The sequence below is a fragment of the Paractinoplanes aksuensis genome (genome assembly GCF_024137025.1).
Classification (GTDB): domain Bacteria; phylum Actinomycetota; class Actinomycetes; order Mycobacteriales; family Micromonosporaceae; genus Actinoplanes; species Actinoplanes aksuensis.
On sequence record NZ_JAMYJR010000009.1, the window covers coordinates 55,015 to 66,439 of the forward strand.

Genomic DNA, 11,425 nt, shown 5'->3' on the forward strand with positions numbered 1-11,425 from the left:
CGTTTCCCGGTCATGACCAAGGCCAGGACCAGGCGCCGCTGTAGGTCAGGACCTGAAGCAGGAACCCGCTAACGGCCATGAGGCCGCCTATCAGCACGAGCCTGCGCGGGCGATATTCCGGGTCGCTGCGCCGAAGAGCATGCGCGGCGAGGAGCACACCCACTCCGGCGACGTACACGGTGTGGCAAGCGACAAAATCTGTGTCTCGCACAATCGCGTACCACCCGTCGCCGTTGGAGCTGATCGGCTCCGGCGTGCCCCAGTAACTCGTCTTGCCGGCGCTGACCGGGCTCACAAATGGAGAAAGCAAGGAGACCGGGAAGAAGCTTGTCAGCCAGTACATAAAGAAGAAGATGTAAGTGAATATCAGACCCACCACGACGTTGAGCAGCCGAGACCGTGTCGTGTGGGCGAGCGCGATCCCGGCCGCATGCGCCGCTCCGGTCAGGCCGATGACGTAAGCGGCGTCCGCCACGGTGGGGTACAGGTTCACCGGCACCGGGAACCCGGTCGGGATGCCGCCCGCATCGGCGATCAACAGCCAGGTGAGCGACACGACGACTGCGGTGAGGGCCATCGGAATCGCGCCGGCCACCAGCTGAGCCAGAGTGCGGTGCCGACCGCCCAGCGGACGAGCCGCGAACATTTCGGCAGTTGCCCCGTCGCCAGGTCGTAGCGCAGTCAGGGTGGCCGCGACGAAGGCGCCCAGGTGCAGCGGTGACCACAGCAGCGTCAGCTGCTCATAGGTCTGGGCGTCCCACTGTGCTTCGGGCGGCTGCCCAGTGATCCACCGCGGCAGGGCGAGCCATGCGGCGGCCGCGGCCCCGATCAGCAGGGCGGGATGCCTCAGCAGCCGCCGGGCTTCGACCCGGACCAGAGCGCCAACCGCCGATGGTTCGGCGAGCCGGTCGGGAATCATGTCCCTCTCCCGGTGAGGTACATGTACCCGTCCTCCACGGTCGGCGGGGCGAGCCGGGCGCCACGCGGCGGCTCCCCGATGTGGCGATAACGGCCGTCGCCGGTGCGCCACCACCCGGCCGCTGCGACGTCGGGCATGTCCGCCAGCCAGACGTGGCCGGCCGCGGTCGTGACGAGGTCCGCGACCGTGCCGGTGAAAGTGATCTCACCGTGGCCGAGCACGACCACCTGGTCGCAGAGCGCTGCCACGTCGTCGGTCAGGTGGGTCGACAGCACCACTGTGTGCTCGCGGGCCAACTCCGAGACGACCTGCCGGAATCGGATCCGTTCCAGCGGGTCGAGGCCGACGGTCGGCTCGTCGAGAAGCAGCAGGCGGGGCCGGCCGAGCAGAGATTGAGCGAGGGCGACGCGCTGGCGCTGCCCGCCCGACATCGACCGCAGGTGGCGGTGCATCTGGTCGGTCAGGCCCACGGCCTCGAGCACGCGCCGGACTTCGGAGCGGCGCTGCCGTGTCCCCGTGATCTCCTGCAGAATCGCCACATAGTCCACGAACTCGTAAGCCGTGAACCCTTCGTAGAACCCAGTCTGCTGCGGCAGATAGCCCAGCTGACGGCGGATCTGCAGCCGGTCACCGGCATCACGCGGGTTCCGCCCGAGCAGGCGCAGTTCACCCTCGTCCGGTGACAGAACGGTGGCCATGATGCGCAGCAGGGTGGTCTTGCCGGCGCCATTGGCTCCCAGCAGGCCAGTGACTCCGCGGTCCACCTCCATCGTGATCCCGCGCAGCGCGGTTGTCCTTCCGAAGCGCTTGCTCACGGCGGTGAGCCGGGTCGTCACGCTGTCTCCCGAGCGTCATAGGCGGCGCGGCGGGCCACGGCCACAAAGGTCGCGGTCACGGCCAGCAGGGCCAGCAGCACCTGCCCGGCCGGCCGGAACAGCTGTGAGTGGTCGAGCCAGACCGCCGCCGGGCTTCCCCGATTGCCACGTACGGTCGCCGCCGCCACCACCAGCCAACCGGTCGCCACAGCAGCCGCGGCCGGGACGGTGCCGACGTAACCCGACAACGCCACGGTCAGGCTGGTCAGGGCCAGCGCGGGCACGAACCACAGCAGCGGGACCGCCCCGTGGTCCGGCAGGGCCGCGGCGAGCAGGGCGGCCGGCGGAAGCCAGGACGCCAGCACGATCACTGAGCGCAGGAGCAGCAGGCGGAACGCCGGGAACGGGACGACAACACCGACTTCGCCGGCGGGATCGGCCCGGCGGCCGTAGGTGAGCGCGATGCCGATCACCGGGGCGACCGGGGCGGTGACCACGAACAGCACCGCCCCCACCGGTCCGGACGAGAACTGGGCGAGCAGCACCGCGACCACCAGGACGGACAGGCCGGCGGCGAACCACGCGTGACGGAGCCGCGGGGCTCCGGCGGTGAGCCGCGCGAGCGACGCGGAAACGCCGACCGTGACGAGGAGCCGTTCGAACACACCGCGCCTCGGCTGATCGATGCGGTCAAGAATGCGGTCGAGGCCGTCGTTGTGCCGGCGGCGCGCCGCGACGTCCTGGTGCTCCCGGTCGGCCAACAGCGCGCGGCAATCCGCGCATCGCATCAAGTGTGTCTCCGTGGAGGCGGCACAGGCGTCGCTGACCCGGCCCACCAGGTAGGCGTCGATCGTCGCCACGGTCAGATGCCAGCTCATAGGAGTGCCTCCCGCAGTTGGGTTCGGGCCCGCATCAATCGGGAACGCACCGTGGCCGCCGGCACCCGCAGCAGGCGGGCCGCCTCGCGGCTGTTCAAGCCGTCCAGGACCACGGCCTGAATGACCGCCCTCAACTCCGGGGACAGCCCGTCGACGGCGCCGCCCAGATCGCCGTGTTCGATGCGCAGCAGGACCTGGTCCTCGGCTGACGACGCGGGAGCCGGATCGGCGAGGAACGGCACCGGCACCGGCCACCGGGGGCGCAACGCACTGAGCAGCCGGCGGACCCCGATGCCCCAGACCCACGCCGGCACCGGGCCAGCACCACGATAGTTGCCTGGCTTGCGCCAGATCTCGACGAAGGTGTCCTGAAGGACCTCCTCGACAAGTCCCTCGTCACCGCAGCGGCGACCCAGCCGGGCCCGCAGCCACGGCGCATGCCGTTCGTACAACTCCCGCAGAGCACCCCGATCCCGTTCGGCTATCGCGTCGAGCAACTCGACATCGGCGCGCGCGGAGCCACTGGTCTCCATGGCTATCTGTAGCCCGGCCCGGTCGCCGGTGTTCGCTCACGCAGCCTCGATCGACTGACACCATCCGTGAAAGCGGAACCGGACGCGGCCGAACACCGCTGCACCCCCGGGGCGACAAGGAGGCGAAGTCACTTCCGAACACCTCAGGGGATTGCTGATGTCGATCACCGCCGAACGCCTGCCGACGATACTGAACGCCGACCCGGGCCACCGGACTCACGCGACCGAGCACCACCGGATCGCCCAGCTCATGGACCGGTGCGACCGGCTCGAACGGACCAGCGAAGGACACGAGGAGTTGGCCAAGCTCCGTCGGATCCGTCAAGACCTGGCCTTGGCACAGGCTGCCCTGGACCGCCGGCGGTCTCCGTGCGATCGGTGGAACGGCCGCCCGTTGGCCGACGTCTACCCCTGCATCCACGCCGCGGATGCCGAGCTGGTCACCCTGACCCCGCCCGCGGAACTGCGGGCCATCGCCGTTCACGTGCTCGCACACACCGAGCGCTACCTTCCCCGCCTCGACCAGCGTCGGATCGAGGCCGAAAAGCAAGGGCCCGACCGGCACGTCCTCGCCGACGCACTTCGGGCCGCCTATGCCGCTGGGGACCAGGCGCACAAGCAGCTGCTTACCCTGCGCAACGTAGTGCTGATCGTCTTCATGGTCCTCACCGGCGGAGCCGGGTTCACGGCGGCGGCCGGTGCGTGTTTTCCGGAGGCGCTGTCCCTGTGTTTTCAGCCGGATTCTTTGCCCGTCGCCTGTCCGGCTGGGGGCACTCAAGCGCAGCCCGCGGACATCTTCATGGTCCAGGGTTTCGGCGCGTTCGGGGCAGTGCTGTCGATGGCTTTCCCCCTCCGCTACCAGGGACCATCGGGAATGTCCTATGCACACATGACACCGCTGCTCGCAGTGTTGAAGCTTCCGTTGGGTGCGCTGACCGCGGTGGCCGGCATCCTGTTGATCCACGGCGGTTTCGTGCCTGGCCTGAGCGACCTCGACCAGCCCGCGCAGATCGCTGCCTGGGCCTTGTTCTTCGGCGCGACCCAGCAGGTCGTCAGCCGACTGTTCGACTCCCAGGCCGGCCGCCTCGAAGGCCGGGCCCTGCCGGGAACGGTAGCCGGGGTCAGCGGCGGAGCCAGGGTTGGAGCAGGCGGGTGATTTGTGGGAGCACCAGGTAGGTCATGAGTGGGGTCAGGCAGAGGGTGCTGATCAGGGTGCGCAGCACGACGTTGAGGTCGGCGATGACGTGGTTGAGCGTGAAGGCGGCCAGCAAGCTCACCGGGAAGAAGCCCAGCCAGATGGTCACCGCCTGTTTCCAGCGGGGTGGCGCCTTCGGGGTCGCCGCCTCGCTGATCTCGTGGGTTCGGGGTGGGTCGAACCAGCCTTCGATTCCGGTTCTTTTCTCGGTGCGGGTGTGTTCGACGAAGCCTTCGGCCGACGACAGCCACCAGCGGCGTTGGGGGGATTCTTCCCAGTTGCGCAGGGCGTGTTCGTCGGCGAAGCGGTAGAGCATGTGCCATTCGTACGAGGTCTGGTCGGGGCGGACCCAGCCGGTGCCCAGGAAGCCGGGGAAGTCCTCGGCCAGCGTCGTGCCGGCGTTCACCCAGGCGATCATCTCGGCCTGCCGGGACGGGTCGGCGCGCCGGGTGATGGCGACGGTGACTGCGGGAGACTCCATGTCCCACATTCTGGTATCCGTAAGTTTCCGGCGCTGCTCGGTGACGGTTTCCGTGCCGTGGCCCACAAGGTAAGTTCCGGCGCATGACCTTGCAGCGAAAGTTGTCGATGGCCGCCGCCGGTGTCGTCGCGGCCCTGCTTCTGCCCGCCGCGCCCGCGCTGGCCGGTGGTGGTTCCCTGACCTGGCAGCTGACCTCGACCGGCACGACGGCGCAGTTCCGGGGGCTGGCGCCGGTCAGCGCGAAGGTGGCCTGGGTGGCCGGTTCGGCCGGCACGATTCTGCGGACGGTCGACGGGGGCCGGCACTGGTCGTCGGTCGGACCGGCGGCCGCGGCCGAGCTTCAGTTCCGCGACATCGAGGCGTTCGACGCGAAGCACGCGGTGGCCCTGACGATCGGCAACGGGCCCGAGTCGCGGATCTATGCGACGTCGAACGGCGGCCGCACCTGGACCGAGTCGTTCCGCAACGAGGACCCGGCCGCCTTCTACGACTGCATGACGTTCCTCGACCGCAGGCACGGCCTGGCCCTGTCCGACCCGGTCGACGGCAAGTTCCGCATTCTCGCCACCCGTGACGGCGGCCGTTCCTGGCGGGTTCAGCCCACGGCCGGCATGCCGGCCGCGCTGACCGGCGAGTTCGCGTTCGCGGCCAGCGGCACCTGCCTGGTCTCAGCGGCGGGGAAGGCCTATTTCGCGACCGGCGGGGGCGCCGAGTCCCGCGTCTTCACCTCGCGCGACGGCGGGCGGAACTGGTCGGTCACTTCCACCCCGGTGCCGAGCGGCCCGAGTGCCGGCATCTACAGCTTGGCCGTACGCCGTGACGGCGCCGCCATCGCGGTCGGCGGTGACTACGCGGCCCCGACGGTCGCGCCCGGCGGTTCGGCCTACCTGCGCGGTCGCACGTGGACCGTGTCGCGCACCGTCCCGGGCGAGTACCGCTCGGGCTCGGCCTGGGTCGGCCGCGGCAACACCGCCCTGGCCGTGGGCCCGACCGGCAGTGACATCTCGTACGACGCCGGCCGCACCTGGAAACGTTTCGACACCGGCAGCTTCGACGCCGTCGAGTGCGTCCCCGGCGCGTGCTGGGCCTCCGGCGCGCAGGGCCGTGTGGCCAGGCTGAGGGGCTGAATTTGCGGAGCGGGTCGATGATGATCTCGTGGACATCCTCGGCTCGCTCCTGCAGTTGTTCTCCGGCGTATCCCCCGGCAGCAAGAACATCGAGCAAGGGCCGGTCACGACGCACGGATCAGTCGTCGTGCTGGCCGGCCTGCACGTCGTGAGCCAGTCGCGCTGGCACTTCGGTCAGCTGCGGCTGGGTGACCCCATGGTCTTCGCCGGGCGGAAAACGATCACCCTGCCCGGTCCGCGGGTGGGTGGGCCCCGCACCCCGGCGGCCGGCGAACCCTGGGCGAACTATCCGGGTTCCCAGGTCTTCTCGGTCACCGCGCGGGGCGGCAAGTACGAGATCGCTGTCAACCGGCTCTGTGTCGACGCCGTCCAGGCCTGGGCAAAGCGGGACTGACCGGTCAGGCGGTGGTGCCCTTGACCCAGGGCAGGGCGAGACGCTCGATCCACACCAGCACGTAGTACAGGATGATGCTGACCAGGGCCATCAGGGTGAGGGCGGCGAACGCGGTCGCGGTGTCGCCCTGGCCGGCGGTCTGGACGATGATCGTGCCGAGGCCCTCGTCGACGCCGCCGGACTGCATCTCGCCCACGGCCACGCCGATCACGGCCAGCGGCATGGCCAGCTTGAGGCCGACGAAGATCTGGGGCAGGGCGGCCGGCACGCGGACGCGCAGGAACGTCTGGGTGCGGGTGGCGTCGAGCGAACGCGCCAGTTCGGCCAGGTCGGCCGGGGTGCTGGCCAGGCCGGTGGCCGTCGACAAAACGATCGGGAAGAAGCAGAGCAGGAAGGCCATGGCCAGGACGGGCTTGGTGCCGAACCCGAACCAGGCGATCATCAGCGGCGCGATGGCCACTTTGGGTACGGCGTTCAGCGCCACCAGCAGGGGGCCGAAGGCCCGCTCGAACGGCTTCCAGGCGGCGATCGCCGTGCCCAGGGCCACGCCGATGATCACCGACAGGCCGAAGCCGATCAGGGTCACCCGCACCGTGTCCCACGTGGTCTGCAGCAGCAGCTCAGGGTACGTACGGAAGCCCTCGTAGACGTCGATCGGCGACGGCAGGATGATCGGCTGGATGTCGAAGATCTCGACGACCGCCCACCACACCACGACGGTGACGACGATGCCGAGCACCGGCCAGGCCACCACGCTGGGTGAGAACTTCCGGTCGGGGCGGGCGGGACGGGCCACAGCGGCCTCCGTCGGGGGCGTCAACGTCTCTTGCACCGGGGGTGCTCCTCATAACCGTGCGGACTGCGTGAAACGAACGCCGCGCGGATCTGGCGAAGCGCGGTGGGGTGCGCCGGCGGACCGGCGCACCCCGCGTAGATCAGTAGGTCAGGCCTTGGGGGTCAGGTCGAAGTTGATGACCTGCTCCGGCTTGAGACCGGGGTCGATCTGGCCGGAACCCTGCAGGATCGCGATCGAGCGGGCGACGCGCTCGGCGTCGAGGGCGCCGACCGGGATGCCGGCGGCGGCCGACTTGACGTACGGGCCCATCAGCGTGAGCTCGGCCGCGACACCCTCGGGCTTGGCCGTCTGCACGTACTTCGGCGTGATCTTGCCGGCCTCGTCGGGGTTCGCGATGGAGTCGGCGAGACCCTTGAGCAGCGCCTCGGTGAACTTCTTGACCTTCTCGGGGTTGTCCTGCGCGTACTTGGTCGACGTGATCAGCACGTTGCCGTAGAGGTCCTGCAGGTAGTCGCTGTAGGGCAGGACGACGGCCTTCTTCTTCGACACCGTCTCGACGGTCGGCTTGCCCACCACGAACTGGCCGATGGCCTGGCTGCGGCCGGAGGCGAGCTGGCCGATCAGTTCCTGGGCCTGGCCGTTCTGGAACTTGACCTTGGTGTCGTCGATGTTGGCCAGCTTGGCGTACGTCGGGAACAGCGTGCGCACGACCGAGCCGGGGGCATCGGAGATCGTCTTGCCCTCGAGGTCCTTGGGCGAGTTGATCTTGTTGCCGTCGAGCGCGATGATCGCGGCCATCGTGCGCTGCTGGATGGCCGACACGGCGGTGAAGCCGGTGGTCTTGTCCTTGCCGCCGGCGGCGATGAGGCCACCGGTGAGGTCGATCGGCGTGAACTGGGCCTGACCGGACACGATCGACTTGATGTTCTCGCCGGAGCCCTTGCCCGGGTTGATCGTGACGTCGAAGCCCGCGTCCTTGAAGTAGCCCTTCTCGAGCGCGACGTACGCGTACGAGTCACGGCCGAAGGTGCCGAACGAGGTCAGGTAAGTGATCTTCTCGAGCGAGGCGCCGCTGCCACCGTCGCCGTCAGCCGAGTCGTCGCTGCATCCAGCGGCCGCGCTCATGGTGAGAGCAAGCGCGCCGGCGACAACGGAACGTACGAGGGTCCTTCTGTGCACCGTAGATCCTTCCCGACCTGGTGCGGTCGAATGGGGAACCGGCAACCCGGCAATTGGCACACCGGGGCCGTGAGGGGTCGAACGTGGGGCAGTGGTGTCCCGACGGGGATCGTAGGGCAAACTGGCACATGCATCGATGACAGGTTCGTCTCAAAAGCCGAAGTAGACGGATGCGCCGATGTTCGAGCAGGATGAGCCGGGTATGCGCCCAGCTCGGTTTATGAGGGACGATGATGCGCGTTTGTCTGTTCGTCGAACCGCACCGGGGTGCGACGTACGACACTCAATTGAACTTCGCCCGTCACACCGAGGACGCCGGTTTCGAGGGCCTGTTGCGGGCCGATCATTACCGTGCGTTGACCCCCGAGCCGGGCCTGCCGGGCCCCACCGACGCGTGGATCACGCTGGCCGGACTGGCCCGCGAGACCCGTACGCTGCGGATCGGGACATTGGTCAACTCCGCTACGTTCCGTATGCCCGGTCCACTGTCGATCATGGTGGCGCAGGTCGACCAGATGAGCGGCGGCCGGGTCGAGCTGGGCATGGGCGCGGGCTGGGTCGAGCGCGAGCACACGGCGTACGGCATTCCCTTCCCCGCGGTCGGCGAGCGCTTCGACCGGCTCGAGGAGCAGCTGGAGATCCTCACGGGACTTTGGGGCACACCCGAGGGCCAGAGTTACTCGTTCGACGGCAAGCATTACCACCTGGTGGACGCCCCGGCGCTGCCTCGTCCCGTCCAGCGGCCGCATCCGCCGATCATCATCGGGGGCAAGGGCCCCCGGCGTACGCCCGATCTGGCCGCCCGCTACGCCGACGAATACAACATGCCGTTCAAGACCGTGGCCGAGACGGCCGCCGCCTTCGATCGCGTCCGGGCGGCGTGCGACAAATCGGGCCGGCAGCTCACCCTGTCGGCCGGCATCGTGGTCGCGATCGGCCGGACCGACGCCGAGGCCGCCCGCCGCGCCGCTCCCCTGCACGTCAAGAGCGTGCTGCCGCCGGAGGACCCGGTGGAGGGCTCCCCGGCCCAGCTCGTGCAGCGCATCGAAGAGATGCGCGCGATCGGCGCGAGCCGCGTGCACCTCCGCATGATCGAGATGGACGACCTCGACCACATCGACCTGATCGCGAGCGAGGTGCTCCCTCAGCTGTCCAAGTAAGCCAGCACAGCCAGCACGCGGCGGTTGTCGTCCTCGGAGACCGGCAGCCCGAGCTTGGTGAAGATGTTGTTGATGTGCTTGCTGACCGCCTTCTCGGTGACGAAAAGCTTGGCCGCGATCGCCGCGTTGGACCGGCCCGCGGCCATCTCGCCCAGCACCTCGCGCTCGCGCGCGGTCAGCACGTCGAGCGGCCGGCTGCGGTCGAGCAGCCGGGCCACGACCTCGGGGTCCATCATCGTGCCGCCGCCGGCCACCTGGCGCACCGCGTCGACGAACTGGGCGACGTCGCTGACCCGATCCTTGAGCAGGTAGCCGACCCCGCCGCGGCGGTCGGAGAGCAGCTCGCGGGCGTACAGCGGCTCGACGTGCTGGCTCAGCACCAGGATCGGCAGACCGGGGGCCTGGCGGCGGGCCGCGATGGCCGCCTGCAGCCCCTCGTCGGTGAAGGTGGGCGGCAGGCGCACATCCAGGACGGCCACGTCGGGCTTGCATTCGAGCAGCGTGGGCAGCACGTCGGGTCCGCGGTCGACGACGGCCACGACCTCGAAGTCGAACGCCTCGAGGATCCGGGTCAGTCCGTCCCGGAGGAGAGCATGGTCCTCGGCGATGACGACGCGCACGGCAGCTCCATGGTCACGATGGTCGGTCCGGCCGGCGGGCTGGACACGGACATCGTGCCATCGAAGGCGGCGAGACGGCGTTCCATTCCGGCCAGGCCGGAGCCGCGCTTCGGGTCGGCGCCGCCGTGCCCGTCGTCGCCGACCTCGAGACGCAGCAGGTCATCGGTGCGGTGCATGCTGACGTAGGCAACGTTGGCGCCGCTGTGCTTCTGCACATTTGTCAGAGCTTCGGCGACCGCGAAGTAGGCGGCCGATTCGACCGGAGTCTCGAGGCGGCCCGCGAGGTCGGAGTCCACAGTGGTCGGGATGGCCATGGTCAGCGCGAGCGCCCGCACCGCGCCGTCGAGGCCGCGCTCGGCCAGCACGGGCGGGTGGATCCCGCGTACGAGATGACGCAGTTCGACCAGGGCCGTCGAGCTGTTCTCGCGGGCTTCGGCGAGCAGCTTGCGGGCGGTCTCGGGGTCGCGCTCGACCAGTTCCTCGGCCAGGCCGATGGCCATGCCCAGCGACACCAGCCGGGCCTGGGCCCCGTCGTGCAGGTCGCGCTCGATCCGGCGCAGCTCGGCCGCCTGGGAGTCGACCGTGTCGGCCCGGGTCACGGTGAGCTGAGCGACCCGAAGGCGCAGCTCGGCGGCCCGGGTCGGGGCCAGGAAGAGCCGGTGGAACAACCCGTCGAACCGGCGCAGGTGGGGCGCGACGACCAGGCCCAGCAGGAGGATGACGACACCCTGCGGCATGGAGAGGAAGCCCTCGCCGACGTTCTCGATCGGCCAGTTGACGCCGTAGCCGGACCAGCCCTCGCCCAGGTAGATCCAGAGCGGGAGCAGGGTGATGCCCTCGACCCCGTACGCCGGCAGGGCGATCGTGAGGATGCCGAGCACGAGCCCGCCGATCGCACCCGGCAGCAGCCACGCGAAGTCGCGCCAGGTCGCGGGGTCGGTGATGATCCACTTGTAGCGGGCCCAGCCGATCGGGGCCAGACCGGCCGGTTTCGGCCGGTAGGGGCGCGCGATGGGCACGCCCTGCCAGCCGGCCACCCGCCGGGCCAGGTCGGCCCGCAGCCGAATCAGCGCGGTCACGGCGGGCAGCAGGAGCAGGCCGATGCCGAGCACCGGGGTGAGCACCAGCGACACCACGAACAGCACGAAGAGCGGGAAGTTCAGCACCGCCAGAACGATCCCCAGCAGGCCGAACGCCATCGCCCGCAGCCCGTCCCGAAGCCAGTCTCTTGTCTCCACGCCTCTCATCGTGGCTTACCGGCGCGCTCAACTCAGTAGTGCTAGCCCCACCAAAGGTTGGGGGGATGCCACTCCTGACCTTGAGGGTTC

The 11,425-nt window shown here is 69.5% G+C and carries 13 protein-coding genes; 4 read left to right on the forward strand and 9 right to left on the reverse strand.

The window, feature by feature from the left end:
• Window positions 1–10: 10 nt before the first annotated feature.
• The 4 genes from M1L60_RS09205 to M1L60_RS09220 are packed head-to-tail and all read right to left on the reverse strand — an operon-like array spanning window position 11 to window position 3,145.
• Window positions 11–919: a hypothetical protein gene (locus M1L60_RS09205; protein WP_253236904.1), complete on the reverse strand. Its 909-nt coding sequence runs from the start codon at window positions 917–919 to the stop codon at window positions 11–13.
• Window positions 916–1,755, reverse strand: coding sequence for an ATP-binding cassette domain-containing protein (locus tag M1L60_RS09210; protein ID WP_253236905.1), 840 nt, complete (start codon window positions 1,753–1,755; stop codon window positions 916–918). The genes M1L60_RS09205 and M1L60_RS09210 overlap by 4 nt, the downstream gene beginning before the upstream one ends.
• The gene (locus M1L60_RS09215) at window positions 1,752–2,612 is read right to left on the reverse strand and encodes a cupin domain-containing protein (RefSeq protein ID WP_253236906.1); all 861 of its coding nucleotides are present in this window, start codon (window positions 2,610–2,612) and stop codon (window positions 1,752–1,754) included. The genes M1L60_RS09210 and M1L60_RS09215 overlap by 4 nt, the downstream gene beginning before the upstream one ends.
• The gene (locus M1L60_RS09220) at window positions 2,609–3,145 is read right to left on the reverse strand and encodes an RNA polymerase sigma factor (RefSeq protein ID WP_253236907.1); all 537 of its coding nucleotides are present in this window, start codon (window positions 3,143–3,145) and stop codon (window positions 2,609–2,611) included. Before M1L60_RS09220 ends, M1L60_RS09215 begins: the two co-directional genes overlap by 4 nt.
• Window positions 3,146–3,302: 157 nt before the next feature.
• On the opposite strand from M1L60_RS09220, the gene M1L60_RS09225 reads away from it, so the two are divergent.
• Window positions 3,303–4,301, forward strand: coding sequence for a hypothetical protein (locus tag M1L60_RS09225; protein ID WP_253236908.1), 999 nt, complete (start codon window positions 3,303–3,305; stop codon window positions 4,299–4,301).
• Here M1L60_RS09225 and M1L60_RS09230 read toward each other — a convergent pair.
• Window positions 4,267–4,830: an antibiotic biosynthesis monooxygenase gene (locus M1L60_RS09230; protein WP_438862086.1), complete on the reverse strand. Its 564-nt coding sequence runs from the start codon at window positions 4,828–4,830 to the stop codon at window positions 4,267–4,269. The two genes, M1L60_RS09225 and M1L60_RS09230, sit on opposite strands and share 35 nt — an antisense overlap.
• Before the next feature lie 74 nt (window positions 4,831–4,904).
• Here M1L60_RS09230 and M1L60_RS09235 point away from each other — a divergent pair, with 74 nt between their 5' ends.
• Together M1L60_RS09235 and M1L60_RS09240 are read left to right on the forward strand one after the other, a co-directional pair.
• Complete coding sequence (locus M1L60_RS09235) at window positions 4,905–5,948, forward strand: beta propeller repeat protein (RefSeq protein ID WP_253236910.1); 1,044 nt, start codon at window positions 4,905–4,907, stop codon at window positions 5,946–5,948.
• A gap of 28 nt (window positions 5,949–5,976) precedes the next feature.
• Window positions 5,977–6,342: a hypothetical protein gene (locus M1L60_RS09240; protein WP_253236911.1), complete on the forward strand. Its 366-nt coding sequence runs from the start codon at window positions 5,977–5,979 to the stop codon at window positions 6,340–6,342.
• Window positions 6,343–6,346: 4 nt separating this feature from the next.
• Here M1L60_RS09240 and M1L60_RS09245 read toward each other — a convergent pair whose 3' ends face one another.
• Window positions 6,347–7,174: an ABC transporter permease gene (locus tag M1L60_RS09245; protein WP_438862087.1), complete on the reverse strand. Its 828-nt coding sequence runs from the start codon at window positions 7,172–7,174 to the stop codon at window positions 6,347–6,349.
• 111 nt (window positions 7,175–7,285) lie between these two features.
• The gene (locus M1L60_RS09250; RefSeq protein WP_253237135.1) at window positions 7,286–8,263 is read right to left on the reverse strand and encodes an ABC transporter substrate-binding protein; all 978 of its coding nucleotides are present in this window, start codon (window positions 8,261–8,263) and stop codon (window positions 7,286–7,288) included.
• 287 nt (window positions 8,264–8,550) lie between these two features.
• Between M1L60_RS09250 and M1L60_RS09255 the strand changes: the two genes are divergently transcribed.
• Window positions 8,551–9,477 (forward strand): LLM class F420-dependent oxidoreductase, encoded by a 927-nt coding sequence (locus M1L60_RS09255; protein ID WP_253237136.1) that lies wholly within the window; start codon window positions 8,551–8,553, stop codon window positions 9,475–9,477.
• On the opposite strand, the gene M1L60_RS09260 is transcribed toward M1L60_RS09255, so the two are convergent.
• Together M1L60_RS09260 and M1L60_RS09265 are read right to left on the reverse strand one after the other, a co-directional pair.
• Window positions 9,462–10,097, reverse strand: a complete 636-nt coding sequence (locus tag M1L60_RS09260; RefSeq protein WP_253236913.1) for a response regulator transcription factor — start codon at window positions 10,095–10,097, stop codon at window positions 9,462–9,464. The genes M1L60_RS09255 and M1L60_RS09260 overlap by 16 nt on opposite strands.
• Window positions 10,049–11,344 (reverse strand): sensor histidine kinase, encoded by a 1,296-nt coding sequence (locus tag M1L60_RS09265; RefSeq protein ID WP_253236914.1) that lies wholly within the window; start codon window positions 11,342–11,344, stop codon window positions 10,049–10,051. The genes M1L60_RS09260 and M1L60_RS09265 overlap by 49 nt, the downstream gene beginning before the upstream one ends.
• Between the last annotated feature and the right edge of the window lie 81 nt (window positions 11,345–11,425).